The sequence below is a fragment of the Haloarchaeobius ordinarius genome, from assembly GCF_051801355.1.
In the GTDB taxonomy this organism is placed as follows: Archaea; Halobacteriota; Halobacteria; order Halobacteriales; family Natrialbaceae; genus Haloarchaeobius.
Map to the genome: position 1 here is coordinate 1,752,437 of NZ_CP196560.1, position 25,780 is coordinate 1,778,216.

28 protein-coding genes are annotated in these 25,780 nt (G+C 68.5%); 11 read left to right on the forward strand and 17 right to left on the reverse strand.

Features of this window, described 5'->3' with window-relative positions:
• Window positions 1-237 precede the first annotated feature (237 nt).
• The 5 genes from glmM (at window position 238) to ACSC1R_RS09135 (ending at window position 5,559) form a co-directional block, all read left to right on the forward strand.
• On the forward strand, window positions 238-1,569 hold the full coding sequence (gene glmM / locus ACSC1R_RS09115; RefSeq protein WP_439025431.1) for a phosphoglucosamine mutase: 1,332 nt from the start codon (window positions 238-240) through the stop codon (window positions 1,567-1,569).
• Window positions 1,570-2,049: 480 nt separating this feature from the next.
• The gene (locus ACSC1R_RS09120; RefSeq protein ID WP_439025432.1) at window positions 2,050-2,988 is read left to right on the forward strand and encodes a DUF4129 domain-containing protein; all 939 of its coding nucleotides are present in this window, start codon (window positions 2,050-2,052) and stop codon (window positions 2,986-2,988) included.
• On the forward strand, window positions 2,985-3,584 hold the full coding sequence (locus ACSC1R_RS09125) for a DUF7269 family protein (protein ID WP_439025433.1): 600 nt from the start codon (window positions 2,985-2,987) through the stop codon (window positions 3,582-3,584). Before ACSC1R_RS09120 ends, ACSC1R_RS09125 begins: the two co-directional genes overlap by 4 nt.
• The gene (locus ACSC1R_RS09130; protein WP_439025434.1) at window positions 3,581-4,855 is read left to right on the forward strand and encodes a DUF58 domain-containing protein; all 1,275 of its coding nucleotides are present in this window, start codon (window positions 3,581-3,583) and stop codon (window positions 4,853-4,855) included. The genes ACSC1R_RS09125 and ACSC1R_RS09130 overlap by 4 nt, the downstream gene beginning before the upstream one ends.
• On the forward strand, window positions 4,852-5,559 hold the full coding sequence (locus ACSC1R_RS09135; RefSeq protein ID WP_439025435.1) for a DUF7519 family protein: 708 nt from the start codon (window positions 4,852-4,854) through the stop codon (window positions 5,557-5,559). The genes ACSC1R_RS09130 and ACSC1R_RS09135 overlap by 4 nt, the downstream gene beginning before the upstream one ends.
• A gap of 198 nt (window positions 5,560-5,757) precedes the next feature.
• Here the strand turns inward: ACSC1R_RS09135 and ACSC1R_RS09140 are convergent, their stop codons facing one another.
• The 14 genes from ACSC1R_RS09140 to ACSC1R_RS09205 form a co-directional block, all read right to left on the reverse strand.
• Window positions 5,758-6,750 carry an AAA family ATPase gene (locus ACSC1R_RS09140; protein ID WP_439025436.1) on the reverse strand — a complete coding sequence of 331 codons (993 nt, stop codon included), beginning with the start codon at window positions 6,748-6,750 and terminating at the stop codon, window positions 5,758-5,760.
• Between the two features lie 172 nt (window positions 6,751-6,922).
• Complete coding sequence (locus ACSC1R_RS09145) at window positions 6,923-7,144, reverse strand: hypothetical protein (protein ID WP_439025437.1); 222 nt, start codon at window positions 7,142-7,144, stop codon at window positions 6,923-6,925.
• A gap of 149 nt (window positions 7,145-7,293) precedes the next feature.
• A complete protein-coding gene (locus tag ACSC1R_RS09150; protein WP_439025438.1) occupies window positions 7,294-7,848 on the reverse strand; it encodes a DUF7261 family protein in 555 nt (184 codons plus the stop codon).
• Window positions 7,836-8,267, reverse strand: a complete 432-nt coding sequence (locus tag ACSC1R_RS09155) for a DUF7262 family protein (RefSeq protein ID WP_439025439.1) — start codon at window positions 8,265-8,267, stop codon at window positions 7,836-7,838. Before ACSC1R_RS09155 ends, ACSC1R_RS09150 begins: the two co-directional genes overlap by 13 nt.
• Complete coding sequence (locus ACSC1R_RS09160) at window positions 8,260-8,958, reverse strand: DUF7263 family protein (RefSeq protein WP_439025440.1); 699 nt, start codon at window positions 8,956-8,958, stop codon at window positions 8,260-8,262. The genes ACSC1R_RS09155 and ACSC1R_RS09160 overlap by 8 nt, the downstream gene beginning before the upstream one ends.
• Window positions 8,955-9,446 carry a DUF7266 family protein gene (locus tag ACSC1R_RS09165; RefSeq protein WP_439025441.1) on the reverse strand — a complete coding sequence of 164 codons (492 nt, stop codon included), beginning with the start codon at window positions 9,444-9,446 and terminating at the stop codon, window positions 8,955-8,957. Before ACSC1R_RS09165 ends, ACSC1R_RS09160 begins: the two co-directional genes overlap by 4 nt.
• Window positions 9,443-10,168 (reverse strand): DUF7289 family protein, encoded by a 726-nt coding sequence (locus ACSC1R_RS09170; protein ID WP_439025442.1) that lies wholly within the window; start codon window positions 10,166-10,168, stop codon window positions 9,443-9,445. The genes ACSC1R_RS09165 and ACSC1R_RS09170 overlap by 4 nt, the downstream gene beginning before the upstream one ends.
• Entirely contained in the window at window positions 10,165-12,120 is a 1,956-nt protein-coding gene (locus ACSC1R_RS09175) for a type II secretion system F family protein (protein WP_439025443.1), read from the reverse strand. Before ACSC1R_RS09175 ends, ACSC1R_RS09170 begins: the two co-directional genes overlap by 4 nt.
• Window positions 12,117-14,342 (reverse strand): type II/IV secretion system ATPase subunit, encoded by a 2,226-nt coding sequence (locus tag ACSC1R_RS09180; RefSeq protein ID WP_439025444.1) that lies wholly within the window; start codon window positions 14,340-14,342, stop codon window positions 12,117-12,119. The genes ACSC1R_RS09175 and ACSC1R_RS09180 overlap by 4 nt, the downstream gene beginning before the upstream one ends.
• A 95-nt stretch (window positions 14,343-14,437) precedes the next feature.
• Complete coding sequence (locus ACSC1R_RS09185) at window positions 14,438-15,184, reverse strand: hypothetical protein (RefSeq protein ID WP_439025445.1); 747 nt, start codon at window positions 15,182-15,184, stop codon at window positions 14,438-14,440.
• A gap of 125 nt (window positions 15,185-15,309) precedes the next feature.
• Window positions 15,310-16,029: a DUF2103 domain-containing protein gene (locus ACSC1R_RS09190; protein ID WP_439025446.1), complete on the reverse strand. Its 720-nt coding sequence runs from the start codon at window positions 16,027-16,029 to the stop codon at window positions 15,310-15,312.
• 195 nt (window positions 16,030-16,224) lie between these two features.
• Window positions 16,225-17,547 (reverse strand): tRNA pseudouridine(13) synthase TruD, encoded by a 1,323-nt coding sequence (truD, locus tag ACSC1R_RS09195; RefSeq protein WP_439025447.1) that lies wholly within the window; start codon window positions 17,545-17,547, stop codon window positions 16,225-16,227.
• An 83-nt stretch (window positions 17,548-17,630) separates the two neighbouring features.
• The gene (pth2, locus tag ACSC1R_RS09200; RefSeq protein WP_439025448.1) at window positions 17,631-17,969 is read right to left on the reverse strand and encodes a peptidyl-tRNA hydrolase Pth2; all 339 of its coding nucleotides are present in this window, start codon (window positions 17,967-17,969) and stop codon (window positions 17,631-17,633) included.
• Between the two features lie 35 nt (window positions 17,970-18,004).
• Window positions 18,005-18,502, reverse strand: a complete 498-nt coding sequence (locus ACSC1R_RS09205) for a hypothetical protein (RefSeq protein ID WP_439025449.1) — start codon at window positions 18,500-18,502, stop codon at window positions 18,005-18,007.
• A 116-nt stretch (window positions 18,503-18,618) separates the two neighbouring features.
• Between ACSC1R_RS09205 and ACSC1R_RS09210 the strand changes: the two genes are divergently transcribed.
• From ACSC1R_RS09210 to ACSC1R_RS09230, 5 genes are read left to right on the forward strand one after another with little or no spacing between them, the layout of a single operon-like run.
• A complete protein-coding gene (locus ACSC1R_RS09210; RefSeq protein ID WP_439025450.1) occupies window positions 18,619-19,347 on the forward strand; it encodes a Yip1 family protein in 729 nt (242 codons plus the stop codon).
• Window positions 19,348-19,401: 54 nt separating this feature from the next.
• Window positions 19,402-19,995, forward strand: coding sequence for a dCTP deaminase (gene dcd / locus ACSC1R_RS09215; protein ID WP_439025451.1), 594 nt, complete (start codon window positions 19,402-19,404; stop codon window positions 19,993-19,995).
• Window positions 19,992-20,888 (forward strand): thiamine-phosphate synthase family protein, encoded by an 897-nt coding sequence (locus tag ACSC1R_RS09220; RefSeq protein WP_439025452.1) that lies wholly within the window; start codon window positions 19,992-19,994, stop codon window positions 20,886-20,888. Before dcd ends, ACSC1R_RS09220 begins: the two co-directional genes overlap by 4 nt.
• Complete coding sequence (locus ACSC1R_RS09225; RefSeq protein WP_439025453.1) at window positions 20,885-21,559, forward strand: class I SAM-dependent methyltransferase; 675 nt, start codon at window positions 20,885-20,887, stop codon at window positions 21,557-21,559. The genes ACSC1R_RS09220 and ACSC1R_RS09225 overlap by 4 nt, the downstream gene beginning before the upstream one ends.
• 53 nt (window positions 21,560-21,612) lie before the next feature.
• Window positions 21,613-23,142 carry a SagB family peptide dehydrogenase gene (locus tag ACSC1R_RS09230; RefSeq protein WP_439025454.1) on the forward strand — a complete coding sequence of 510 codons (1,530 nt, stop codon included), beginning with the start codon at window positions 21,613-21,615 and terminating at the stop codon, window positions 23,140-23,142.
• A gap of 9 nt (window positions 23,143-23,151) precedes the next feature.
• Here ACSC1R_RS09230 and ACSC1R_RS09235 read toward each other — a convergent pair whose 3' ends face one another.
• On the reverse strand, window positions 23,152-24,084 hold the full coding sequence (locus tag ACSC1R_RS09235) for a sulfide-dependent adenosine diphosphate thiazole synthase (RefSeq protein WP_439025455.1): 933 nt from the start codon (window positions 24,082-24,084) through the stop codon (window positions 23,152-23,154).
• Between the two features lie 86 nt (window positions 24,085-24,170).
• On the opposite strand from ACSC1R_RS09235, the gene ACSC1R_RS09240 reads away from it, so the two are divergent.
• Entirely contained in the window at window positions 24,171-24,404 is a 234-nt protein-coding gene (locus ACSC1R_RS09240) for a hypothetical protein (RefSeq protein ID WP_439025456.1), read from the forward strand.
• A gap of 6 nt (window positions 24,405-24,410) precedes the next feature.
• Here ACSC1R_RS09240 and ACSC1R_RS09245 read toward each other — a convergent pair whose 3' ends face one another.
• The gene (locus ACSC1R_RS09245; RefSeq protein ID WP_439025457.1) at window positions 24,411-24,983 is read right to left on the reverse strand and encodes a hypothetical protein; all 573 of its coding nucleotides are present in this window, start codon (window positions 24,981-24,983) and stop codon (window positions 24,411-24,413) included.
• Between the two features lie 6 nt (window positions 24,984-24,989).
• Window positions 24,990-25,766: a hypothetical protein gene (locus ACSC1R_RS09250; protein ID WP_439025458.1), complete on the reverse strand. Its 777-nt coding sequence runs from the start codon at window positions 25,764-25,766 to the stop codon at window positions 24,990-24,992.
• Window positions 25,767-25,780: the final 14 nt, after the last annotated feature.

The following is a 25,780-nucleotide window of genomic DNA, read 5'->3' on the forward strand; positions in this document are numbered from 1 at the left end:
CGACGAGACGACTCACGGTGACGGTCGTTCACCCCGACCATGGGCTGGTGTATCTATTAGCATTCCCATGACACGCTGTGTGTATGCCCAACACCCTACTTTCGGACTGCCCGGACTGTGCCAGCACGACCGAACTGGTGAACGGAATCGAACACTGCCCCGACTGCGACTGGTGGCCGACGCAGGGGAGCGATTAGCGTCCAGATATTTATGCCCGGAGGTCTCGTTCGTTCCGCCATGTTCGGCACGAGCGGTATTCGCGGTGAGTTCGGCACGGAAGTGACGTGTGACCTCGCGCTCTCGGTCGGTCGCGCGGTCGCGTCTGCAGGCTACGAGCACGTGGTCGTTGGCCGAGATGCCCGCGAGAGCGGGGAACCGCTCCAGCAGGCACTCGTCGCGGGACTCCGCGAACGCGGCACAGCCGTCGTCGACGTCGGCCTCGCGGCGACACCGACCGTGGCGCGGTCGATCGAACGCCACGACGCCGACGCGGGAGTCGTCATCACCGCCTCGCACAACCCGGCCCAGGACAACGGTATCAAGCTCTGGAACCCGTCGGGCCAGGCGTTCGACACCGACCAGCGAGCAGAGATAACCCGGCGGGTCCGCGAGGGGGAGGTCGTCGATGCACGCTGGGACTGCGTTGGCAGTATCGCGTCCGACGAGACGGCGGTCGCCGCACACGAGGCGGCCCTCCGCGATGCCGTCGACATCGACGGCGACCTGTCGGTCGTCGTGGACGTCGGGAACGGCACCGGCGGCCTCACGGCGTCGGTCCTTCACGACCTCGGCTGTGACGTCCAGACGCTCAACGCCCAGCCCGACGGCAGCTTCCCGGGCCGGCCCAGTGAACCGACCGCCGAGAACTGCGAGAGTCTGACCCGGCTGGTCGCGCAGACGGCCGACCTCGGCATCGCCCACGACGGGGACGCCGACCGCATGATGGCGGTCACCGAGGACGGCGAGTTCGTCCCCGGCGACGTGCTGTGGGCGCTGTTCGCCAGAGAGGCCGTGGGTGAGGGCGACCGGGTCGCAGCCCCACTTAACACCAGCCTCGCCGTCGACGATGCCCTCGAGCCACTCGGTGCGACGGTCGAGCACACGAAAGTGGGCGACGTGTACGTCGCGGAGGCCGCGACCGCTCCCGCGGTCGCCTTCGGTGGGGAACCCAGTGGTGCGTGGATCTGGCCGGACGAAACGCTGTGTCCCGACGGCCCGCTCGCGGCGTGTAAACTCGCCTCTCTCGTGGCAACGGCCGGGTCGCTCCGGGGACTCGTCGACGACATCGAGACGTACCCGATTCGCCGCGACAGCGTCGAGACGGACGAGAAGGCAGCGGTCATGGACGCCGTCGAGACGACGCTCCGTGAACGCTACGCCGAGGTGGACGACCGCGACGGTATCCGCGTCGACACCGACGACGGCTGGTTCCTCGTCCGCCCCAGTGGGACCCAGCCCCTCGTTCGAATCACGGCCGAGGCCCGGAGCGACGAGCGCGCCGACGACCTGTTCGAGCGGGCCCATCGGCTGGTCATGAACGCGACGACCGCGGCACCGGCCCAGGACTGATTTTCGGCCCGTTTCGGCGAGTCGGGGTTACGATTCTCTCGTCGCTCGGAAACCGGGCCGCCACCACGACCGGCCGTTCCTACCGCGTGCGGCATGTCTCCACGTTTACGGCCGGGCTAACCGTCTGATAACGATGCGATAAGCGAGTTACGCGGCGTGTAGTAATACTACCGCAGGTCGAAGCACGTACTGCCGGTGTTACACACTGGCGAGGTGGAATTCGTCGCTCATCACGCCGCATTACCCGACATCGCCCGGGAGTTGCCCACCTCCCGTCGGCGACCATCCACGCTCCGTCCCACCGGACGATGAGGATCTCCGTGTCGGCGTGGTTCCCAAACACCCCATCTTCGCGGCACCTCCGATTTTTCCGGCCGGTCGTCCGAGGCGTTCGCCGTCCAGTCTCGACACTACTTGACCTGGTCTGGATTATTCTCCACATAGTAATCCCTGCGCGTGGCGTGGGCGCCTAGCGAACACATGAACTGGGAGCCACTCCTGACACTCGCCGTCGCGCTCTGCTGTGTCTTCGCCATCAGCACGGCGGCGACGTCGCTGGAGTCGTCGGTGACGACCGACCCGGACGAGGTCATCGACCTCGACACCTCCGAGATTCCGATCGGCACCGACAGCGTGGTGAGCCTCAAGTCGCAGGTGCAGTCGGAGGGGACACCCGATACCTCGCAATCGTCGTCGACTGCCTCGAGTGACGGTGCGGAGGCGACCCAGCAGTCGAAGGTGACGGGCGATGGGACGGAGCAGACGAGTGCTGACGGTGGCGACGGGGATGCAACCGCCTCGGGCGGCACCAGCGGTTCGGATAGCGAGCAGGCTGCAGGTGGGGGGACACAGACGCAGAAACAGGGACTCGGTGCGGACGAGGAGACACGGCAGGGGCCCGGGACGAACGAGAGTCTACTCGATCGACTGCTCTCGCTGCTCGCGGCGCTTCTGGACCTGCTCCGGTCGCTCGCCCCGATGCTGGTCGGACTGGCACTGGTCGCGCTCGGCGTTCGCCATCGCGACCGACTCGTGGCGATGCTTCGCGACCGACTCGAACGGTGGGGTCTGCTCGACCCGGCGAGCGACGACGCGGCCGGTGAGCCGCCGACCGAAGCTGCACCGACGAACCAGGTCTCGGCGGCGTGGTACGAGTTCGTCGAGACACTCGGGCTCGGTGACGTTCGCTCGTGTGCACCGCGGGAGTGCGCCGAGGTCGCCCGGGCCGAGGGCGTCGACGAGGAGACCATCGACGCGCTCACGGAACCGTTCGAGGAGGTCCGGTATGGTGAGGCGCCGGTGACCGAGGACCGGCGACAGCGAGCCAGACGCGGTCTCGAGCGATTCCGGGCGCGCCACGACGGGGACCGTCGCGGGACCCAGTACCGCGGGGTCGGCCACGGCGGAGGTGACCGATGAACCGACGACGGCTTCTCACTGCCGTCCTGGGCCTGGCCGCACTCGTCGCCGGGGCCACCGCGCTCGGAAGCGACCTCGGTGCGCCCGTCGCCGACGCGCTGGTCGAGGCGCTCGGTAACGACTACCTCGTCGCGGCGGCCGTCGCCGGCCTCGGCATCCTCGTCGCCGTCCCGGTGTTGCTCTCGGCTCGCGCGAGCACGCTGGACCAGGCGACGATGCCGACACCGGAGGAGTCGCTCGCGATGCCGGCGCCGGGAGAGGCGTTCGACGACCTGCTCGATGCACGATTCGTCGTCGTTCCGCACGTCGAATCGGAGCGTCGGGAGACGGTGCGTGAGGAGTTGCGAGAGACCGCGGTCGACGTGGTCGCGAACGCGTCGGCGTCGAGTCGACGCGAGGCGACGGTGCGCGTCGAGGAGGGGACGTGGACCACCGACCAGACGGCCGCGAGGTTCCTCGCCGCTGACCGCGACGGTCACTCGATTTCTGCCCGGGTTCGCGCACTTGCACGAGGTGACTCACTGTTCCAGCACCGTGCCCGGCGGACCGCTCGAACCATCGTCGAACACGCCGACACCGGAGGGAACACCCGATGAGCCAGCGCCGAACGACCCGACGGTGGCGTGGAATCGTCGCCATCGCGCTCGTGGCGACGGCCGTGGGCGTCGTCGCCGACCGGCCCGACGTACTCCTGTTGTCGCTGCTCGGCGTCGCCTACGCGACGTATCCCCGGCTCACCTCGCCGCCGGAGCCGAGTCTCGACATCGAGCGACGGCTGAGCGACGACGACCCGGACCACGGCGACCCGGTCGAGGTGACAGTCACGGTCACCAACACCGGGGAGCGCTCGCTCCCTGACCTGCGGCTGGTCGACGGCGTCCCCCCGATGCTGACCGTGACCGACGGGATGGCCCGCCACGGTGCGAGCCTCCGGTCCGGTGGTTCGACGACGTTCTCGTACACCGTCGAGGCCAAGCGCGGGACACACCCCTTCGATCCGGCGACCGTCGTGTCGCGCGACCTCAGCGGCGAGCACGAGACCGAGACGACGGTCGCCGCCTCGACCGAAATCGACTGCACGGGTGGTGTCGACGGCGTGACGGCCCGGTCGCAGACGCTCCCCCGAAACGGGCAGGTCACCGCCGACCGGGGCGGCAGCGGTATCGAGTTCCACCGGACGCGAGAGTACCAGCGCGGTGACCCGATGAACCGTATCGACTGGAACCGGTACGCGCGGACGGGCGAGCTCTCGACGACCGAGTTCCGAACGGAACAGGCCGCGAGCATCGTCTGTCTGGTCGACGCCCGAGTGTCGTCGTACCGGTCTCTCCCTGGCGAACCCCACGCCGTCGCGCTGTGTACGTCCGCGGCCGAACAGCTCGTCTCGGCGTTCGCCGCCGACCGGAACCAGGTCGGCGTCGCAGCCTTCTACGACGACCTCGTCTGGCACCCGACCGGGATGGGGCCGAACCACCGTGCCAGCATCCAGCAGCTGCTGGCGACCCACGAAGCGTTCTCGTCCCAGCAGCCGACGGCGGGGTCCGACACGACGGACCTCCTGACCGACCTGCGCCACCGGCTCACCGAGCGGACCCAGCTGGTGTTGCTCTCGCCGCTGTGTGACGACGAGATAGTCGAGGCGGCGCGCCGGCTCGACGAGTACGGGCACGCTGTCACGGTCGTCACGCCTGACGTGACCGCTGGGGAGACGCTCGGTCAGCAGCTCGCGACGGTGCAACGCGAGGCGCGAGTCAGGACGCTTCGGGGGTCCGGTATCCCGACCATCGAGTGGCAGAGCGACGAACCGCTCGAGGCCGCTCTCGCGAGCGAGCAGGCCGCCAGCGTCCAGAGAGGTGCCCCGGCGTGAGGAGCGACACGACGACGACGACACCGGTTTCGGTGACGTATCGCCCGACGCTCTTGAGCACGGTCGTGGCCGTGGTCGCCGCACTCGGCAGCCTCTCGTCGCTCGGCGTGGCCCGCGACTCGACGATGCTGCTCGGGGCCGGCGGCGTTGCCCTCGTGACTGTTGGACTCTGGGTCGCGTGGCGATGGACCCGGCTGCTCGGCCTGGTCGTCGGCAGTCTCGGCGTCCTGCTCGTCGGTGCAGCCATCGTGTTCGCGTGGACTGGCGTCGACAGGGCGACCGTGTTCGCGACCGTCGTCCCGGCTCTCGTCGGCGCGCTCCTCGTCACCATCGCGCTCGCGCCCGGTCGTGGCCGGCGCACCCGGACGCTCCTCAAGGTCGGCAGCGGTTTCGTCTTCCTGGCCGTGCTGGTCGCTGGCGTCACCAGGCAGGCGTCGTTCGACGCGTTGTTGCTCGCAGGCGTGGCCGCCGTTCTCGCCTGGGACGCGGGCGAGACCGCGGTCAACGTCGGGGAACAACTCGGTCAGGAGCCGACCACGTGGCCGGTCGAGTCGGTCCACCTGCTCGGCACCGCACTGGTCGGTGCCATCACGGTCGGGGTCGGGAGGGTCGCCCGGGGACTGGGGACGCCCGGTCTCCCGCTCACGCAGTTCGCGCTCTTGCTGGTCGCGATCGTCGTGCTGACGGCCGCACTGCACGAGTGACCCGTCGCGCCGTTCCGGAACGGAGGCTACCTGTTGCTCCCGTCCGTGTGCCCGCCTCGTGTATGGACGGTCTGTTCGAGCCGGTGGAACCGAAGAAAACCACGTCACTGCGGTCCGAACAGAGACAGTCGTCGTCGCCGCTGACGGATTCGACCGATGCTCTGCTGACCGTCTCCCCGGGTTCGCGCGTTGGGTCGGTCAGTCGCCGTGCCTGGTCCCTGCCGAGGCGCGTTCCTCACGATTCACCCGCGGCACGGGCACCTCGTCCAGCACGTCCTCGACCACAGCCGCCTTCGTCACGTCGTTCACCCGCGCGTCCGGCGTGAGCACGAGTCGGTGGTCGAGTACGGGGTGGGCGACCGCCTTCACGTCGTCGGGAATCACGTAGTTCCGTCCGGAGAGTGCGGCCCACGAACGAGCCATCTCGTACAGCCGGACCGACCCGCGAGGGGAGACGCCGACGGTCACTCGTGGGTCGTCCCGCGTCGCTTCGACCAGTTCGACGACGTACCGGGCGACGTCTTCGGTGACGTCGACCTGCTCCGGCACCGCCTGCATCGCTCGAAGATCGTCGGCCGCGATGGCCTGCTGTGCCTGCGGTGCCTGTTCGTCTCGTTCCCCGCGACGCATGAGCATCTCCACGCCACCGTCGGTCTCGGGGTAGCCGAGGCTCGTCTTCACGAGGAAGCGGTCCTGCTGGGCCTCCGGGAGCGGGAACGTCCCCTCGCCCTGTTCGACGGGGTTCTGGGTCGCGATGACGAAGAACGGGTCTGGGAGTTCCCACGTCTCCCCGTCGACGGTCACCTGCTTCTCTTCCATCGCTTCGAGGAGCGCGGCCTGGGTCTTGGGCGAGGCGCGGTTGATCTCGTCGGCGAGGACGATGTTCGCGAAGATGGGCCCCTCGTTGAACTCGAACTCGCCCGTCTGCTCGTTGTACACGTAGGTCCCCGTCACGTCCGCGGGCAGGAGGTCGGGCGTGAACTGCACGCGGGAGAACGACAGGCCGAGCGCGGCGGCGAAACTCTGTGCGGTGAGGGTCTTTCCGGTCCCCGGCACGTCTTCGAGGAGGACGTGCCCCCGGGAGACGATACCGGTGAATATCGTCTCGAGAACGGTCTGGTCGGCGATGACGGCACGTGATACCTCCGCGAGGACGTCGTCTGCGACGCGGCCCGTTTGCTCGACGTTCATGGGACTGGCTACTCGACGACCCCTTCTTACTATTCGACTCCTACGGCTGGCGCTCGCGAGAGAAACGCGTCGCTTTCTGGGTAGTGATGGACCCTAGTCGGCGCTTACTCGGCGTGCGATGGTCGTCACCCCGAGAGAGGCCCGACGACGAGTCCAGTCCGACGAGGGGGAGTCAGTCGGTGATTCTGACCTCGTTTTCGACCCGGTAGACGTATCCACGCATCTCCAGCAGTTCGAGCGTGTCGACGGCGTCGGCCCGCGAGAATCCCTCGTCTACGAGCACGTCACGGGCGTCGGCTTCGTGTATTCCGGGTCGGTCGTCGGGAATCGCGTCGGCGAGGACGTCGAGAGAATCCTCGGCGTACGGTGGAATCGGAGTCTCCTCACCTTCCATAGGGGAATTTCTTGATTCCGTATTCAGGTCGAACCCACATAGAGGTACTGCCGGGTTCGGGTGTCGTGCACGGGCCGCCCGGGACCGGACCGCGAGTCGACCCCGGTCCAGCGCGACCAGCTGAGAAGCCGGTTCCGGTGAGCCATCCGTTAGCCGTGACCTACCACCGGTACCACGACCGTGACGTCCGAAACCCCGTCCCGGGTCGTCACGGTCAGGTCGACCGCGACCGCGAGGACGGTCGTCTCGCCGGCACGTTCCTGGACGACGACGCCGTCGGACGCGGCACAGTCGCCGAACTGCCGCCGTGGGCCAGACGGACACCCGGTCGCGGCCCACGCGGTCGCCGCGGTCCGGTTGTAGGCGACCTCGTAGGCGATAACGTCGGCCACTTGCGAGGCTTCGAGCGTCTCGAACCGCGGCTGGAGGTCGCTCCGAACCTGCGCAACGGCGGCCTCGCGGTCTGCCCACGGTCGTCCGGTCGCGTCGCTGCCAGCCTCGTGGACGGCGCGTTCCAGCACGCCCACGCCGTCGTGGACCGGCGTGCCGGACTCGGCGGTCGCGACGACGTCGGGGTGGGCCCCGAGTTGCAGGTACGCGAGTGCGAGTGGGAGCAGGGCGATGGCGAGGACGCCTGCGGCTGCCAGCACGAGTTGACCGCGACCGTGTCCCTCTCCGGTTCCGCCCCGCCTCACACGTACCACACCCGTATCGTCACGTCGCCGTTGCCAGTTGGGACCGTCGCGACGCCCACCGGAACACCGGCTGGTGCGCGATAGCCGACGGCTCCGTGTGGTGTCTCGACCCGGTAGAGCAGGTTCTCGGGGAGGATGCGGTCGACGCGGCGGTCGAGCGCGTCCCTCTCCCGGGTGAACGACGCTGCGGACGCAGCGACCTCGGAGAGCCGCGTCGACCCGCCGTGACGGGGTGGCTCACCAGCCAGCACGCTCGCCGCGTCGCTGGCGTACGCGTCGAGCTGTGCCTGTCCGGCGTTCGCGTCCGCGAGGGGAAACGCGAACATGGTCACGACGCCGAGGACGAGCAACACGCCGATACCGGCCTCGATGGCCGGTAACGAGAGTTGGCCGCGCCCGTTACGACAGCCCCGCTCTCCCTCACGCATCGACGGTCACCACCAGCACGGCCTTCGTGGTCTGGGTCGGGTAGTAGGTCAGGTCGACGCTCCCGGGCTGGAGCGCCCCCGTGGCGTCGAACGCGACGGTCGTCGTCTCGAAGCGAGAGACGGGGACTGTGACGGTCCCGCGAATCCCGCCGGGGTCGTGGAGGACCACGCGGTCGTTCGCCCGGACCGTCGTGACGGTCACCCCCGTCGGTGGCGTGACCTGCAGGGTGACGCGGTCGGTCCGCCGTGGGAGCGTAACTGCCCCGTCAGCGGTCAGGTTCGGTGTCATCGCCACGCTCGTCTCGCGCTCGACGAGGACGATACGGCGCATGGTCGTTCCGCCTGTCACGTCACCCGTCTCGACGAGGGTTCGGTCGCCCAGTCGAACCCGGACGTCGTGGCCGTCGGTGGCGGGAAACTGACGGGAGAGCGCGGCCGTGTCGAGCGAGTGGACGGCGGCCGCGTCCAGCACGTTCGCCCGGGTCGTGAGTGCACCGTCGGCGGCGACGAGTCGGTTCGACAGCGAGACGGCGAGGCGGCGCTCGCCCGGGTCGCGGTCCGCGCCCGAGAGCGCACCGTCGGCGACGACGAGGGCCACGCCGAGGACCGCCGTGAGGGCGAGCAGTGCGATACCGAGGGCGACGAGGTTGGCCTGGGCACGGGTGCGACTCCGCGGTGGCAGTGCCCTCATCGCTCGTCACCTCGTTCGAGACGAACGAGAACGCCGTCGGAGTCGGGGGCGGGCACGACCACCACCACGGTGGGGGCCGAACTCGACCAGTTTCCCTCCACCCGGGCAACGTGGTCGGGGAGGGCGAGCGTCACCGCGCTCGTCACTCGATGGTCGGGATGAATCAGCACGAGGCGACTTCCATCGGTCTGGACCTCGTACGGTTTCCCGCGAATCGTCCGCGGGAGGTCGACGGTCCTGTGGACCGCGACGTGCGACGCGTTCGGCGGAACCGCGGCCTCGACCCGCTGGGCGACCCCCGAGAGGGTCCGGTCTGCGACCTCGTCGCCGGTCGCCGCCCGGTAGTCCGGGACGACGCCCGCATAGAGGGTCGTGGTGAGCAAACCGAGGTACAACAGGACGACGCTGGTCTCCATCACCTTCCCGACGACGGGCGACAGGCCGCGGCCGGTTCCGCGGGTGCTGGTGGTGCCGAACAGGTCCCTCATTCGCCCACCTCCAGTTTCATGTCGTGGACGACGAGGTAGAGCGTCCGCTCGCCGGGGAACGTCGCGACGACGCTCTCGGTGCCGTCACCGTCGAGGTCGCGACTGGTCACGGTCGCGCCGAGGGACTCGAAGTAGTCGCGCCACGCGGCCGGTGTCGTGGTCTCGATGGCGAGGCGGTACTCGTCGTCGCGGAGTTGCCGCCGGTCGTGCGAGACGTTCGTCCGGAGGTCGACGGGGTGGCCCGCGAGGCTCATCGCGGCGGTCTCGTCGAGCGTGGCGACGCCGACGACGAGGACGTTGCCACCTGCGCTCGCGACCACAGGTGGGTCGCGGGCCAGCCGAGCACCGGGGCCGTCCCCGCGGACGATGGCACCGGCTAGAAACGCGACGCGGTGACTGCCGGTCTCGTACACCAGTGCGTCCGCTTCGACGGTGGCGACGGTCGCCGAGTCGTTCAGCACGCGGACGGTCCGTGGCACGGTCCGGAGGGTGCCGTCGGTCGCCCGGATGCGCCCGACGTGGCTCCCCGTGACCTCGACCGGCCGGAGTGCGCTATCCATCCCGTCGCTGACCCGACTGGCGTCGGCTGCCGCCGCGCCGTTCTCGACGGCGAGTCCGATACTCGCGGTGAGGGCACCGAGCGCGAGGACGGTGATACCGAGCAAGAGCGCGACGCCGATGACCGAGGACTGGGCCCGCGTCGTCCGTTCCGTACCTCTCATACCATCCCAACCCCGCGGAACACGACGTGGGCGACGAGGACGAGGCCGCCGGAGTGGAGCAAGGCGTCGTACCAGCCGCGGTTCGCCATCCCGGCGAACCAGCCGCTGGCGAGCATCGTCGCCTGGGTGACGACGTAAAAGCGGAAGTGCTCGCGGTCGACCTGCACCGCGTTCGGGTCGAGTGCGAATCCGGTACCCGGCGTCGAGACGGCCGAGAGCTGGGCGAAGCTGTCCAGCACGTAGCTGTTGACGGCGATCATGATACCGACGATGAGGAGCGCGACGGTCCAGCCGACCGCGACGTACACGAGCATCGCGTTCTGAAGCGCCTTCTTCTCGTGGTAGAGTCGGCCGACCTCGGTCTGGAGCGTGTCGAAGACGGTCTCCACGTCGCTGCCGGCGTCGAGCGCGCCCGTGACGAGCCCCATGGTCTGCTCGGCCAGCGGTGTGCCGACGCGGTCGACGAATCGCGCCAGCGCCTGCGCCCGGAGGTCGCCGTGTCTGGTGGTGAGGTTCGCGTTGAACGCGAGGTCGGCCACGTCGGCGTCGAGTGCACCCAGGTCCACGTCACGGGCGACGAGTGTCACCGATTCGGCGAACGGTCGCCCGAGTGCGATGTGGCCCGAGATGGCGTGGACGAAGTCCTTTATCTCACGGTCTTTGGCGTCGTCGACCCCGGCGCGGCGCATCGCGACCGAACCGACCGGGAGGGCGTAGGCGACGTAGCCGAGGAGCACGGCCGACAGCGGGTGTTCACCCGCGACGAAGACGACCAGGGCGAACAGGAGCGAGGGGAGTAGCCAGACGACTGCGGCGCTGGCGGGGTTCGACGTCGCGGTCGCGAGTGTCCCGATGACCCCCGGCGGTCGGCAGTAGGACGGGACACCGTTCGGCGGGCGAAGGTGGCCGACGAGACTGGCCGCACACCAGCCCACGACCAGGACGAACAGGGCCGACCCGTAGACGATGAGCTGGCGCGGCGTCACCGGTCCCAGCGGCGTCGGTGTCGGCTGGTTCAACCCGGGCGTCAGCACGCTCATCACGGTCAGGACGATGACGAGCAACGCGGGGAGGACGAGCAGGACGATGAACAGCTCCGCGAGGAGTTCGAGAAAGCCCTCCGCCCGGTCACGGTCACGGGTCTGGCGATGGCCGAGCATCCGGGCTTCCATCCGGAGGTAACTGGTCAACTCGGCGGTCCCCTGGTCGGCGTGCTCACGAAACTTCAACAGGAAGGGAGCCAGCGCGTCGCGAGAGGGCGTGTCCCGGGCGACGAGTCGCAACCCGGCGTCGAGGCTCCCGGTGAGCGCCGTCTTGTTCAGCACGGTGCGGGCGGCGACGGCCGTTTCCCCGTATGCTTCCCGATTGTCGGCGACCTTCCGGAGCATCGCACGCTGGTCGTCGCTCCCCGTCGAGAGCGCCCGGAGGTACCGGACCGCGCCGGGCAACGTGCGCTCGATGTCGCTCCGGCGGGCCGCGGCGACCCACCGGAGGTAGCGGCCGCCCACCAGTCGCGTGGTCCACTTGCCGGTGAGCCCGAGTGCGCCACCGACACCGGCTGCCAGCACGAGTGGCGGCAACGTCGGGACCGCGCCCGGGGCGAGTATCGGGGCCCCTGCGGCGAGGAAGTCGACGACGGTCGTCACGGGGTGCTCGCCCAGTGTCAGGGTGAGCCAGCCGCCGAAGACCGCACCGGCGATGCCGACCAGCCACGACAGCGCGTACACCCGAGAGACGTAGAGGTCGAACGGCACGTCGATAGCCGTCGCACGGTAGTGTTTCCGGTCGGCGTCGTGCCGTCGCCGGTCGGCGTGCCGGGAGAACAGCGCGTAACAGAGACGGTCGAGGAGGGAGTCACGGTCGCCGACGAGGGCCGGTCGCTCGGTGTCTGTCGTGGTCGCGTCCGTGGACGGTCTGGAGGACACCGTTTCCGCGACGCTCGACTGGCTCACGTCTCCCTCCGCCCGCGGATGCGTTCGACCGTCGCAGCCTCGTCCGTCTGGAGGTCACAGAGAAACCCGAACAGGTCGTCGAAGTCGTCGATGCCCGCCCTGACGAGGTATTGGACGTAGCGATGCTTCCGGTGGAACTCGTCCTCGACCGCTTGCGGAGGTCGGTCGGTGCGGTCGGCCAGTGCGTCGAAAGTGCAGAGGTCGGTCCGCTCGGCGTCACCGTCGTGCAGGTCCGGGTGACTGTAGCCGAACTCGAACCCGCCCTCGACGGTTCGCTCGAACACGCTGTTCCAGTACACCGCGGTTCCGGTCTTCTCGACCACGCCACAGCGCCCCCGGCAGTCCTCGTACTGCTCGGCGGTGACGAACTCGATAGCCTCGCCGACGTACCGCTCGCCCTCGACGTGTCTCGGGAAGACGACGAGGTCGAGTTCACGGAGGAGATACGGCGGCAGGCCCTGCTCGACGACGCGGTTGACGAGTTTCTCGACGTTCTGGGCGTGGACGGTCCCCAGCAGGCCGTGGCCAGTCGCCAGACTCTCGGCGAAGGTCGCGAACGAGGCGGGGGTGTTGATCTCGGCGATGACCTCCACGTCCGGATTCAGGTAGTTCGCCTCGGTCATCAGGTCGGCCATCGTGACCGCCTTGAACTCGTCCTCGTGGTCCCGCGTGGTCAGCGAGACGCCCGTCTCGTGCGGGAGTCTGACCTCCCGGGACCCCTCGTCGATGCTGATGGGGCGGTCGTCGTAGGCGACGAAGGGCATGTGCGCGTTCATGAGGGTCGTCTTTCCGACCCCGGTCGGACCCGCGAAGAGCACGACGCCGTGGTGTTCGTACAGCATCCAGAGCAGGGTGACCAGGTCGGCGGTCATCGACCCGCCGGAGACGAGGTCGACCGGCGTGAGGGCATCGGGAGCCTGTTTTCGGATGGAGATGTGTGGGCCGTCCTCGGAGATGACCGGCAGCGCGACCGCACACCGGATGGTCACGTCCTCGTCGACCTCTCGTGGTCGCAGGTTCACCTTCGCGGACGGGTTCGACGCGCTGAGTTCGACGCCGTCGGCGGCCGCCAGTTGCGTGACGACGTTGACGAACGCGGCCTCCTCCTCGAAGACGAGGTTCGTGGGGACACGGCCGTCGTGGCCGAGTTCGGTTCGCGGGACGACCTTCACGCGCTCACCGACCCGGTTCGCCTCGATGTCTTCGAGGTTCGGGTCCCGGATGGGCACGGTGAGCTGGCCCTGCCCGACGTAGTCGCGCAGCACGTAGTAGACGAGGTCGGCCAGTCGCGCCTCGTCGTAGCGCCCGTCGACCGGTGGCACGCCGACCCCCGCATCCGCCAGCGCCTCGCGGACGCGGTGACCGGTCGCGTCGAGCCAGGCGCTCGCGTTCGCGGCCGTGAGCTGTCGGGAGAGGAACCGTTCGGCCTGGTCGCGCACGACGACCGCGCTGTCGTCGACGACCTGCGAGACGTTCGTCTCCCAGATACGGTCCTTGCAGGCCTGGATGAGTGCTTCGTCACCCGGCAGGAGGCCCGGCTCGAGGACGGCGTACTTCGTCGCGAACACGTCGGAGCCGATGAGGTTCTCCCGGTAGAGCACCACGGGAACCTCGAACCCGCGGAAGTCCACGGTGTAGGTCGCGAGACGCTCACTCGCGAACCGGTCGAGGTGCGGGACAGACGACGGCAGGTCTGTCGTCGCCGGGGCGAAGTCGGTCGTGTGAACCGCCAACCAGTCGCCGCTGGGGTCGGCGACCTCGATACTGTCGTCCATCGCCAGCGGGGTGAGTTCGCCCAGACAGGCGACGTCTCGCCGAACGTGGTACCGGAGCCGACGTTCAGCGGCGGCGGTGCCGGTCAGTAGCCGGTCGAGGACACGCTCGTACTTCTCGCGAAAGCCTGTCCGCATCCGGCTCGCGGTCCCTTCACGGGTCCGGGGGAGGCGCAGGTTCGCACCACCGAAGTGGGTTCGAATCCGGTCGAGCACCGCGTCGTCCGTCTCGGTCAGCGACGGCTCGCGGACCCGGTAGTGGAATCCCTCGTCCGTCTCGCGAATCGTCGCGACGGTCTCGGGGCCGAGTGAGTACTGTGCCCGGACGTCGGGTGCGTACCAGGCGTCGGCGTCCCCCGGGGGAATCGGCGGCGGGACGGTCCCGCTGTCGTCGTGCGACGCCGTCGCCCCCGGTCCGTCGGGGAGTTCGAGCGCCGGGGCGTCGGTCATGCAAAATAATTGCATCAGAATAGTATTTAAAATCTAAGAAAACATGGCGAGAATATCGCGGGGCTCGAAACAGTCGCGGCGGTACAGCCCGGTGCTCAGACGAACCGACCCGCCTCGAACTCGCCCGTACCACGGTCGAAGTCGAGTCCGATTTCGGCCGAGGAACTGCGGAACTCGTTCGCGTCTGACTGGAAGTCGATACCGAAGTCGCGCAACTCCAGGTCGTCGACGCCGTCGAAATCGAGTCGGAGCGACCCACGGACCTCGACCGCTCGTCCCTTCGTCTCGAAGTCGAAGAACTCGCCGCGGTACTCGACGTCGTTTCCACCGTCGTCCTCGAAGTCGAGCGGTGCCGCGTCGACGGTCAGTTCGTAGTGACCGTCGTCGAACTCCGCCTCGATGTACTCCCCGGCGAGAGCGAGCCGGAAGTCGATGGCGTCGCCGTCGCGTTCGAGTTCGAGGTAGTCGAGGTCGCTCCCGGGGCGGCCGATACGTTCGAGTTCGAAGAAGGCCTCACTCGGTCGTTCCCGGCAGCGGGTGAACGGGTCGTCGAACTCGACCTCGTCGCCGTTCGTCTCGAAGCTGGTGCCGGAGACGGGGTCGTCGAACTCGACGTTTCCGTCCGCGTCGCGCTCGAAATCCAGTCTGACCATGCCTGTCGTGTTGAACTGTAGCGGTTCCACCACGCCGTTCCCGACCTGGTTCGCGCCTGCTCCCGTCGGTCGACTCCCCGGTCGACTCAGCTCGTTCCGTCCGACGTTCCCACCGATGACACCGACGGAGAGCGCCACGAGGCCGCTCCCGACCGCCGCCAGATACTGCCGTCGCTGAATCGCTGCCATAGTCCCCAGTTTACTGATTCGTCCCGGAGGGCATAGGTCGTCTCGAACGGGGTGGTAGCACGCCTACCCGGCGGTTCGGAGGTCTCGCTGGCGGCAGTTGGTCGCGCACCCGTGACCGTGGCTCTTCACTGCAGTTCGGCGTCCACCAGTGCCGCGTTCAGGTCGTCGCGGACGCGCTCGCCCATCTCGCGGTCTCCCGCCGTCGTCACGACCCGGTTCTCCTGGACGCTGGAGCCGTCACGAATCAGCAGGCGGACGTTCCCGTTCCCGTCCGCACGAGTCACCTTCGCCCCGACGCTCGCCTGCGAACTGGAGCCGCCGGCCTCGATAGGGCCGGGGACGACCTTCTTGACGTGGGGGTGTTCGGCGACCGTTCGGATGGTCCGCTGGCCGGTTCGCCCGCCGATGAGCGTCGAGTGCGACCCGCCGATCTTCTCGCGTGGCGCGAGGTCGACGACCTCCAGTGCAGGTTCACCGAGGCGGTCGAGGACCGCCGAGACGGGGTCCTCGTCGCTGACGCGATAGAACTCGTGGTGGAGCTGGGCACGGGCCTCACGGATGACCGACCGCTCCCCGGCGGCGTACACCGTCTCCGGTCGTTTGCGACGAATCTCGTCGGCCACCTTGCCGGCGTAGTTGCGCAACTCGACGACACCCGTCTCGTCGCCGTCTTCGGGCACGGTCGTCACGGTCGTCTCGCCGACGACGTCCTCGCCGTCGAGGAAAGTCAGCGTCGTCCGTTCGCGGGCGCAGTCGGCCACGACTGCGTCGCAGTTGGCAGTGTGGCAGGTGAGACAGTAGTCTCCCGGCTTCTCGAGCGCCGTCGCACACTGCCCGCATTGCATGGACGTAGCTATCGAGTAGCCGGGGAAAAGCGGTGCGGTTCTCGCAGTCCACGAGTTGAAGTGCCAGGACGGGACCACGACGGGTGTGCTCTGAGTAGCACCGGCAGGCGTCCCGCGGTCGTGCGACGCAGCGCCCGTCGGACCGCAGCGCGTCGCCTGCTTGCCCTTGCAACAGCCGTCTGTCGGACTGCTGGCTCAGCCCAGGTCCAGCGGGTCGGCCTTGAGGTACTCCCGGAGCACGACGGTCGCGTAGGACCCCTTCGGCAACGTGAACGAGAACGTGAGCGGTTCGCTGTCGACGGACAGATCCGTCCCGACGAGGATGGCCCGCCGCGTCCCGGCGCTGTAGAACTCCCCCGGCAGGTCGAAGTCGCCCGGTTCGAGGTCGAGGTCGTCGAGGACTTCGCGCTCGATTTCGCCTGGTTCTCCCTCGCCGAGTTCCGTCTCCGTCCCGACCAGCGGCGCGGTCACGAACGCCCGGCCGCGCTCGCAGTGGCGCGCGATGGTGTCCACGCGCTTCTCGGTCACCCGCTGGAGTCGGTCGGTGTCCGGGAGCGCCAGGTCTGCCGGGCCGTCGCGGTCCGCGAAGCAGACCACGTCGCCAGCCACCGGCTTCGTGAACGGGAGTCCACGTTCGAGGCGCGTGCTCAGCATCAGGTTGTACGCGTACGACTGCGCGGCGTGGACGAACAGCGCCTGCAGGTTCTCGGGGAGTACTTCGAGGGCTTCGCGGAAATCCTCGGGCTCGCTCCCACCGTTCTCGACGAGCACGTGGAGCATCGAGCGCTCGTAGCGCAGCCGATGCGGGAAGGCGTCCAGTGCGGCCTGCCAGTCCTCGGTCTCGTCGACGAGCCGGCGCGCCTCCTGTGTCCCCTCGGGCTCTTCGTCGTCGGGACTCCCGAGGTACGCCATCACCGCTCCCTTCCAGTCGTCGCGAGCGATTGCCAGCCCGACCTCGTGGGTCACCGGCCGCTTGCTGCCGAAGCGTTGCTGGCCGAAGAAGTTCGGGACCGCCACGTCACCGTCGCCGAACTCGCGCAGTTCGTCGGTGATGGTCGCGGCGTTCTCGGGCGTATCGGCGTCCGAGACGGTTATCTCGAACTCGTTGCCGACGAGGTCACCGAACATGAGCGCCCGCCCGGCGCGACCGACGACCTCCAGGTCGACCCCGTTCAGGTCGGGCAGGTCGGCCGGGTCGACGTCCTGCAGCGTGAACAGCTGCGTCGTCACGGCGTGTTTGTCCTTCGTGCCGGCCCACGAGACCCGGCCGCGGCTCATCTCCAGGTCGTTCGCGAGCTGGCGCGCGAAGTCGTTGGTGTCCCAGCCGTGCAGCGTCGCCCGCACCACGAGGTACGGGTAGTCGCTGGACGGGGCGTCGACCGGTTCGGCGTCGAACGCCTCGACCTCGCGGACCCGGAAGTCGCGGTCGCGGTCGCGCAGGTGCCCGCCGACCCCGTCGGCGTCGCTCACGTAGTACTCCATGCCGACCGCTCGTTCGCGTGGGTGTGCGTCTCGCATCAGGCACCACCCGCGATGAATCGCGTCACGAGCGGGTGTTCGCCCGGCCGGGAATAAGGGATTTCGTTCGGCGTCCGTCGAACTCAGTACAGCGAGAGGTCGCCGGTCACGCGGTCGACGAGGTCGTCGTCGGCCGGCCCGACAGCGAGCGCCGTGACCGTTCCGGGGTCGAGTTGCGTGTGGCCCGCGTCGCGGATGATGGCGTGGGGGATGCCCTCGCGTTCGGCCCTGTCGGCGAGTTCGAACAGTTCGCGCTCGCCGCTGGCCTTGAGGACGACCTTCTTCTGACCCGAGCCCTTCCACTCGTTCCGGGCTTTGCGGCCGGCGTCCTCGTAGGCCGACAGCGACGCGTGGGCGACCTGTGCGGCGAGCTTGCCTTTCCCCATTCCGATGTCGGTCCGCGCGACGATGGCCTGCTTCATGGCCGTAGCGTCGGCCGGTTCGGATAAAACGGTGGCTATTCCGCGGCCAAGAGGTCGTGTTCTGCGAGGTACGGGCGCGAGAGCGCCTCGGACCGGATGAGCAAGGAGACGAGTCCCTCACGCGTTCCAGCCTCGGCACCACCGCCGATGACGAACACGCCGTGGCGGGCCGCGATGTCGAAGCGATAGAAGCGGCCCTGGTCGGCGATTCGGTCGGCCAGCTTGCTCGCCTGTGAGTCGTTCTCCATCCGGAACACGCCGACCTGGAATCTGGACTCCTCACCCTCGTACGTCGCGAGCTGACCGGCGTTCGCGCCGACGCTGGAGCCGGTGCTCCTGAGTTCCGTGATGTCGAGGTGGCCCGGCGGTTTCGGGAGGACGGCCCGCGGTGGGTCGTCCTCGTTCGGTTTCAGGGCGACGCCGCCGTTCGATGTCTCGGTGCTCCCACGGAGTTCGCTTTCGAGGTCCGAACAACCGGCGACGCTTGCGGTCAGGGCTGCGGCCACCGCTTGCACGAAGCGTCGTCGTCGCATCGGGTGATTCTCGTCGCCTCGGCCGCTTAATGGTTCGCAGCGTATCGAACCGTGAGTCGACCGTCGACACCGATTCTCATCAGAAAATATTTGTAACAATAGTGTCGGGTTTGCGTATGTCCCTCCGCGACCTGCTGGTCGACCCCGCTGGCTTCTTCGAACCGGACGGTCCCGGCCGCAGCCTCGGCACCGCAGTCCTCGTCGTCGTCCTCGTCTCGCTCGTGGTGACCGGAGCCGCCGGCGCGATGCTGTACACTGCCTCAACCTCTATCACCGGGACCGTCACCGTCGACAACCCCGAGCGCCCGCCCGAGTTCTTCTGCTCCGACGACTCGCCGGCCGGTGAGGATGGGTCGGTCACCGACGGCTGTGACCAGCCCGAGACTATCGAACGGGACGCAGGCGCGCTGTTCTGGGAGGTCGCTGCCGGCCAACTCCCGGTCGTCTTCGTCGGCCTCCTGCTCGCGTGGCCGATACTCGGCGTCGTGTTGCACGTGCTCTCCGCGTTCGGCGGCGGCGACGGGAGCCTCGGCCAGACGCTCGCGGTCACGGGATGGGGGTTCGTCCCGACCGCCATCGGCGCGGTGATTGGTGCCCTCGCCATCTCGGTCGTACTCGCCGGGATGACCTTCCAGTTGTCCGACCCGCAGTCGTTCATCGGTGAGTTCCGGGCGGTGTTCGGTGGTCCCGTCGGTGTCGTGTTGCTCGTGCTCCGACTGGGGACAGCCGCCTGGCAGGCCGTCATCTGGGGGTACGGCCTCGAACGCGCCCGGAACGTCTCCCGGACTGCGGGCTTTGCCGCGGCCGCGCTCGTCGCTGGCGGGGTGTTCCTGAGTTCGCTCTGACGCCTGCCAGCCCGGACCGGGAGCTTTTACCTGACCCACCGGCATTCTCCGGCCATGATACTGTCGGACGGCGATATCCTCCGCCGACTGGAGGCTGGCGACCTCGCCATCGAACCACTGGACGACATCGAGTTGCAGGTACAGCCCGCGAGCGTGGACCTGCGGCTGGGACGCGAGTTCCTGGAGTTCGAGCACGCGAACATCCCGTGTATCCACCCGGGGTCGGAATCGGAGGTCTCGGAGTACGTGAGCGAGACGGTCGTTCCCGAAGACGGGGAGTTCATCCTCCACCCTGGCGACTTCGTCCTCGGGACGACGAAAGAACGCGTCGAGATTCCTGCTGACCTCATCGCACACGTCGAAGGGCGCTCTTCCCTCGGTCGGCTCGCGGTCGTCGTCCACGCGACCGCCGGGCTGTGTGACCCCGGCTACCGCGGTCAGATAACGCTCGAACTCTCGAATCTCGGTCGCGCACCGGTCGCGCTGAACCCCGGGATGCGCATCTCCCAGTTGACGTTCACGGAGCTCAAAACGCCCGCCGAGCGCCCCTACGGCTCCGAGCGCGGGTCGAAGTACCAGGACCAGGCCGGGCCCCAGGCCTCGAAGATTCAAGGTGACCACGAGTTTAGTGGGAACCAGAAAGAATGAGGTTCATCGAAGAGATCGTCGTCGAGGAGTTCCTCCCGACGTTCCGGTCCATGCTCGCCGCGGACCTGCGCGACCGCGGGTTCACACAGAGCGAGGTCGCAGAGGCGCTGGGAATCAGCCAGTCTGCGGTCTCGAAGTACGCCCACGGTGACGTGGGCCAGCGCGAGGAGTTCCTCGAAGACGAGCGCGTCAAAGAACTTGTCTCCCGCGTCGGTGAGGGACTCGCCGACGGGACGATGAAGCCCGTCCAGGGGCTCGTCGAGACCGAGGTCCTCATCCGCAAGCTCGAGCGCGGTGACCTGCTCGCGACCATCCACCAGCGCGAGATGCCCGAACTCGCCGAGTACGGCTCGGAGTTCGACATCCACGACGCCGACAGCGAGTTCCGGACCGCAGAGCGCGTGCTGTCCTCGCTCCGTCGGGGGCTGCGCGTGCTGGAGAACGCGAGTGGCTTCGCGGGCCTCATCCCGAACGTCGGCTCGAACCTCGTCGCGTGTACCCCGGAAGCCACGAGCATCGACGACGTGGCGGGCGTTCCGGGCCGCATCGTCGACATCAAGGGGCGGGCGACGGTCCCGGCCGAACCGGAGTTCGGCGTGAGCGAGTACGTCGCCTCCGTGTTGCTCGCGGCCCGCGAGGCTGGGGCGGACGTGAGCGCGGCGGCGAACATCCGGTACGACGCCGCGTTGCTGGCTCGGCTGGAAGAACTGGGCTACGAGACCGCCGAGTTCGAGAGCGAGGACGGCCTCGACGCCTCTGTCGCGGCGGCCATCGCCGAGGACCCCACCGCGACGGTCCTGTACCAGACCGGGAGCTACGGCATCGAACCCATCATCTACATCCTCGGCGACGACGCCGTCGCCGTCGCGGAGACCGTTCGGAAACTGGTATGAGCGGGGGTGCGGCGACCGCCCAGGCGTTCTATGGGCGCTGGGCGCGGCTGTACGACTGGCTGGCGCGATACACGCCGGGCATCGGCGGCCTGCGCGACCGGGCGGCGGCTGCGCTGGACCTCGAACGCGGTGACACCGTGGTCGAGATGGGCTGTGGGACGGGCGCGAACCTCCCGTACCTCCGCGAGCGCGTTGGGCCCGAAGGCACCGTCGTCGGGCTGGATTACACGCGCGGGATGCTGGTCCGGGCCCAGCGACTCGTCGACTCGAACGGCTGGGACAACGTCCATCTCGTCCACGGCGACGCGACCCGGGCACCGTTCTGTGGTGATATCGACGCTGTGCTCTCGACGTTCGTCTCGGGGATGCTGTCGGACCCTGCCGGCGAGGTCGGGAAGTGGTGTGACCTCGTCGGTGCGGACGGGACGGTCGTCCTCGTCGACGCCGCGCTCTCGGAGCGTCCCGTGGCGAAACCCGTCAACGCCCTGTTCCGGGCGCTGACGATTCTCTCGACGCCGCCGACGTTCAAGTTCCGCTACGAGGAGTCGATGCACGACAAGCTCTTAGAGCGCGTGACCGAGGCCGGCGAGGCACTTCGTTCCCGGGCGCGAGCGACCCACCACGAGGAGCACGTCCTGGGCATCGTCCGGGTGACCGGTGGGCGAATCTGAACACCTGGCACACGGGCCCAACTCCTTTGTCGCGTTCCGGCGAACCGACCACCATGGTCGACGCCCGCGAGTACCACGAGCGCACGAAGCACTCCCCGCAGAGCGTCCGCGAGACCGACTGGTCGCTCGACTTCGACAACCGACCGCGCCCCTCGAAGGTGTACACGGACCTGCCCCGCGTGTCGCTTGGTGAGCCGGGGGAGCCAGCCGAGGCACCGGTCCTGTCCGCGTTGGCGACGAACACGCCGATGCCGGACCGCTTCGGAGACCCGGCGGAGGGCGTCGGTCTCCCGACCCTCTGCCACTACGCTGCAGGCATCACGAAGACGATTCGGGTTCGTGGCGAGCAGGCCGCCTTCCGCGCCGCCTCCTGCACGGGCAAGCTCTACCATATCGACCTCTATGCCGTAACGGGCGACCTCGACCGCGTCGACGCCGGCGTCTACCACTACGACCCCGAATCCGACGAGTTCCACGTCCTCCGCGAGGGCGACTTCCGGGGGGTCCTCGCGGCCGCCAGCGGTGGGCACGAGGGCGTCGCGAACGCCCCCGTCACGATGGTCGCCACGTCGACGTGGTGGCGCAACTCGTGGAAGTACCGCGACCGGACCTACCGTCACGCGTTCTGGGACTCCGGGACCATCCTCGCGAACCTCCTCGCAGTGGCGCACGGGGCGGGTTACCGGGCCGAGGTGGTCGCCGGGTTCGCGGACGAGCCGGTCGTCGACCTGCTGGGTATCGACCCCGAGTGGGAGGCACCACTCGAACTCGTCGCGCTGGGTGAGGACGACCCCGCACCCGCGCCCGGTTCGGTCGAACACATCGACCCCGGAATCGACCTGGACTCCGAGCCAGTCGAGTTCCCTCTCGTCCACGAGGCGTGGGCCCAGTCGACCCTCCCGGACGGCGACACCGCCGAGGCGTGGCGCGAGGGTTTCGAGGGCGTCTCCCTGGCCGACTGCGGCAGGCACGCGTCAGGCGACGGCGAGGTTGTCGACCTCGACCCGGTCGACGACGCGACCGCCTCGGCTCGCCCTGTCGGGAACACCATCGAGCGCCGCGGCTCCCTGCGCGAGTACAGCCACGAACCCATCAGCGACAGGAAGCTCGCGACGATTCTGGACCGGGCGCTCGGCGGGGCTCCCATCGATTGCCTCGGCAGCGACGCACCGGACTCGCTGCTCGACTACTACGTCCTCGTCCACGCGGTCGAGGGGATTCCACCGGGCGCGTACCAGTACCACCCACGGGAGTCGACGCTCGAATCCGTCGGGTACGTCGACCGCCAGACTGCGGGCCACCTCGCGGTCGGCCAGGGCGTCGTCGGCGACGCGGCCGTGAACGTCTACGCCATGGCCGACGTGGATTCGGTGGTCGAACAGACCGGGAACCGCGGCTACCGTCTCGCCCAGCTGGAGGGCGGCATCGCCCTGGGGCGGCTCTACCTCGCGACCTACGCCCACCGGGCACTCGGCGGACGCGGGTTCACGTTCTACGACGACCTCGTGACCGACCACCTCTCGCCGCGGGCGGAAAATCAGACGCCGATGACACTGTTCGCGTTCGGGAAGCCGGAGCAGTAGGGGGCCAACTCAGTCGTCAGCAGGCGCGGGCGTCGTCGCCGAGAGCGACACCGGCTCGGCCTCGACGCTGAGTTCGTCGAGGGCGACCTGTGCGGCCTTCTTCCCCGAGACGAGCATGGCCCCGAAGGTCGGGCCCATCCGCGGCAGGCCGTAGGCCGTCGCGACCGCCATCCCGCTGGCGACGAGGCCGTCGTGAACGAGGCCGGTGTGTTCGACGACTTCGTCCTCGCTGCGGCCGACCCACATCGAGTCGTGGCCGGGCGAGTCGTGGCCGGGTGCGCCGTAGCTGTCGTCGCCGGTCTGGTCCATGACCGTCCCGCGCTCCCTGGCGGCCTCGATACCCGGCGCATCCAGCACGCCCCGCTCGTCGAGCTTGTTGATGGCCATCGCGTCGTGACCCGTCGAGTCGATGACGAGGTCGGCCTCGACGGCGACCGGATCGACGCAGGTGATCTCGCGGGGCAGCGCGTGGACCGGTGTGTAGTTCATCACGATGCCGGAGACGCGGTGGTCCTCGCGGACGACGATGTCCGTGAACTCGGTCATGTTCTGCATCTTCGCGCCGGCGTCACAGGCCGCCTTGATGAGCGCGGAGCAGGCGTGCGGGCCGTTCGCCACGAACAGGTCCTCGGTGTCGCGGGCCTCGCGGTAGGGTACCTCGAGGTCGTCGAAGACCTTCTGGGCGGGGTCGCGCACCGTCACCTTGTTCATCAGGAAGCCGCCGAGCCAGAAGCCGCCGCCGAGGTAGTTGTTCTTTTCGACGACCATCACCTCGACATCGCGGTCGGCGAGTTCTTTCGCGGCCATCAGGCCGGAGGGTCCACCGCCGACGATGATGACCTCGGTGTCCGAGTATTCGAGGAACTCCTCGCTCCACTCCTGGCCGATGGCTCGTGTCACGTCCGCTTCGCCGACGTCGCTGAACTGGTCGAAGTCTCGCATACTACCTAGTGGTACCACCAAGTGTTTAATAGCTGTTTCGGTCGGACTGCCGAAAGAACGAAGCGACAGAGAATCGACGCGACGGTATGGTCAGCGACAGGCTCGTCCGGTGGCGACTCGTGCTCGTGGGCCTCGCCGTCGGCCTCTGTGGCGCAGCCGTCGGGTACGTCGCGCTCAGAGTGGCTCGCGTCGGCCCACAGGGCGGGAGGTTCGCGCTGGTGCTGGTCGGCGTGTTCGTGGGGACGCTCGTGCTGTTGCTCCCGCTGGTCGTCCTCGGACTGTACGTGGACCCCGGCGACTGGCACCGGGGCTGGCTCTGACCCTGGTCAGCCGACCGACTGTATCATGTCGAGCAGTTCGCTTCGGTACGAACCGGGGGACGACACCACCGACGGTGCCACATCCTCCAGTCCCTCGACCGGGTACACACCCCCAGCCAGCGCGAACGACCCGCTGTCGGCCCACACCGCCAGCCAGCCCTCGACGTGGATCGCCGTGTCCGTCAGTGGGTAGTGCGCGGTGTACCGGTTGAGGCGTGCGCGGCTCCCGCTCGACAGCCGCATGCGTTCGCTTCGCTGGCGCTCGACCTCGGTAAACCCGCGCTCTCGCAGGTCGTCCGCGAACTCCCGGCGGGCCGACGAGACGACCGTCGGGAACACCGACGCGGTCCCGAACCCGGGCGACAGCGGTGGCCTGAACGTCAGGTCCGTCGAGAAGAAGAACCGCCACGGCAGGTCGTGCGTCCCGTCGGTCGCCTCTCGAACCGAGTCACGAAGGTGCCCATCCTCGTACAGGTGGGTGTCCCCGACGACCTCCGCCGTCGGCAGTTTGAACACGGTCTCGGTCACCTGCTCGACGAGTCGCCACTCACCGTCGAGTCGTGACTCTGGCAGTGTCACCGCCATCTACACGGTGTGTGAGCCGTCGGTGGTGTGCACGCGGAACGAGTCCTCGGCGACGACCGCCCAGGAGCCGGCCAGCGAGCCACGCTCGAACAGGTGCTCGGGGACGAGCGGCATCGGGACGGGTTCGTATCCCTGCTCGCGCATCGCCCGGATAGTCCCGAACCGGCCGACCTCGCGGCCGTCACGGTCGTGGACGTGGAACTGCTTGTCGTGGCCGCGCCCGTAGGAGAACGGGAACGCGGAGGGCGACGGACACGAGAGCCCGTCGACGTCGGTGAACAGCGCGACGGTCTCGCCGTCGCCAGTCAGGACGACCTCCTTGCGGTCGGAGCCGGTTCTGCCGTCGAGTTCGGACTCTCGGGGGTCGACTTCCCGCCAGACGTACTCGTCGGCCCGCGCGAGCGCGTAGCGGCCGTTCGACAGTGGGACGCGGTCCGGCCCGTTGAAGAACGTCCGACACCGGGTCTCGGTCTCGTTCGCGACACAGTAGGGCCTGTCGAGGACGTGCAGTGCCGCCCCGACGTTCGATTCGTTCGGGACGACGAACAGGACGTTCTGGTCCCCGGCGAGTGCGTTCGCAAAGCGGGGCACCAGCGTTTTCGCACCGACCTCCTCGGGTGCGAGTGATTCGACGACCACCGGTCGGTCGGTTCGGTAGAACTGGGTGCTGACGGTCGTCGGCGTTGCGAGGGGCGGCCCATCGTCGGCATCCACTTCGTAGCCGGCGCGTGAGAGCACCGCCGCGCCGTGGTCGTTGCCAGCCGTGTATCGGACCATGGGAATGGTTGGCA

What these genes read in the sequence shown, in the direction of transcription:
- pth2 (WP_439025448.1), bottom strand. Translation starts at nt 17,969, where the DNA reads ATGAAGCAGGCCATCGTCGCGCGGACCGACATCGGAATGGGGAAAGGC.
- ACSC1R_RS09230 (WP_439025454.1), top strand. Translation starts at nt 21,613, where the DNA reads ATGGTCGACGCCCGCGAGTACCACGAGCGCACGAAGCACTCCCCGCAG.
- truD (WP_439025447.1), bottom strand. Translation starts at nt 17,547, where the DNA reads ATGCGAGACGCACACCCACGCGAACGAGCGGTCGGCATGGAGTACTAC.
- ACSC1R_RS09190 (WP_439025446.1), bottom strand. Translation starts at nt 16,029, where the DNA reads ATGCAATGCGGGCAGTGTGCGACGGCGCTCGAGAAGCCGGGAGACTAC.
- ACSC1R_RS09120 (WP_439025432.1), top strand. Translation starts at nt 2,050, where the DNA reads ATGAACTGGGAGCCACTCCTGACACTCGCCGTCGCGCTCTGCTGTGTC.
- ACSC1R_RS09185 (WP_439025445.1), bottom strand. Translation starts at nt 15,184, where the DNA reads ATGGCAGCGATTCAGCGACGGCAGTATCTGGCGGCGGTCGGGAGCGGC.
- ACSC1R_RS09225 (WP_439025453.1), top strand. Translation starts at nt 20,885, where the DNA reads ATGAGCGGGGGTGCGGCGACCGCCCAGGCGTTCTATGGGCGCTGGGCG.
- ACSC1R_RS09180 (WP_439025444.1), bottom strand. Translation starts at nt 14,342, where the DNA reads ATGACCGACGCCCCGGCGCTCGAACTCCCCGACGGACCGGGGGCGACG.
- ACSC1R_RS09210 (WP_439025450.1), top strand. Translation starts at nt 18,619, where the DNA reads ATGTCCCTCCGCGACCTGCTGGTCGACCCCGCTGGCTTCTTCGAACCG.
- ACSC1R_RS09220 (WP_439025452.1), top strand. Translation starts at nt 19,992, where the DNA reads ATGAGGTTCATCGAAGAGATCGTCGTCGAGGAGTTCCTCCCGACGTTC.
- ACSC1R_RS09250 (WP_439025458.1), bottom strand. Translation starts at nt 25,766, where the DNA reads ATGGTCCGATACACGGCTGGCAACGACCACGGCGCGGCGGTGCTCTCA.
- ACSC1R_RS09165 (WP_439025441.1), bottom strand. Translation starts at nt 9,446, where the DNA reads ATGAGGGACCTGTTCGGCACCACCAGCACCCGCGGAACCGGCCGCGGC.
- ACSC1R_RS09170 (WP_439025442.1), bottom strand. Translation starts at nt 10,168, where the DNA reads ATGAGAGGTACGGAACGGACGACGCGGGCCCAGTCCTCGGTCATCGGC.
- glmM (WP_439025431.1), top strand. Translation starts at nt 238, where the DNA reads ATGTTCGGCACGAGCGGTATTCGCGGTGAGTTCGGCACGGAAGTGACG.
- ACSC1R_RS09205 (WP_439025449.1), bottom strand. Translation starts at nt 18,502, where the DNA reads ATGCGACGACGACGCTTCGTGCAAGCGGTGGCCGCAGCCCTGACCGCA.
- ACSC1R_RS09140 (WP_439025436.1), bottom strand. Translation starts at nt 6,750, where the DNA reads ATGAACGTCGAGCAAACGGGCCGCGTCGCAGACGACGTCCTCGCGGAG.
- ACSC1R_RS09235 (WP_439025455.1), bottom strand. Translation starts at nt 24,084, where the DNA reads ATGCGAGACTTCGACCAGTTCAGCGACGTCGGCGAAGCGGACGTGACA.
- ACSC1R_RS09155 (WP_439025439.1), bottom strand. Translation starts at nt 8,267, where the DNA reads ATGCGTGAGGGAGAGCGGGGCTGTCGTAACGGGCGCGGCCAACTCTCG.
- ACSC1R_RS09130 (WP_439025434.1), top strand. Translation starts at nt 3,581, where the DNA reads ATGAGCCAGCGCCGAACGACCCGACGGTGGCGTGGAATCGTCGCCATC.
- ACSC1R_RS09160 (WP_439025440.1), bottom strand. Translation starts at nt 8,958, where the DNA reads ATGAGGGCACTGCCACCGCGGAGTCGCACCCGTGCCCAGGCCAACCTC.
- ACSC1R_RS09125 (WP_439025433.1), top strand. Translation starts at nt 2,985, where the DNA reads ATGAACCGACGACGGCTTCTCACTGCCGTCCTGGGCCTGGCCGCACTC.
- ACSC1R_RS09240 (WP_439025456.1), top strand. Translation starts at nt 24,171, where the DNA reads ATGGTCAGCGACAGGCTCGTCCGGTGGCGACTCGTGCTCGTGGGCCTC.
- dcd (WP_439025451.1), top strand. Translation starts at nt 19,402, where the DNA reads ATGATACTGTCGGACGGCGATATCCTCCGCCGACTGGAGGCTGGCGAC.
- ACSC1R_RS09145 (WP_439025437.1), bottom strand. Translation starts at nt 7,144, where the DNA reads ATGGAAGGTGAGGAGACTCCGATTCCACCGTACGCCGAGGATTCTCTC.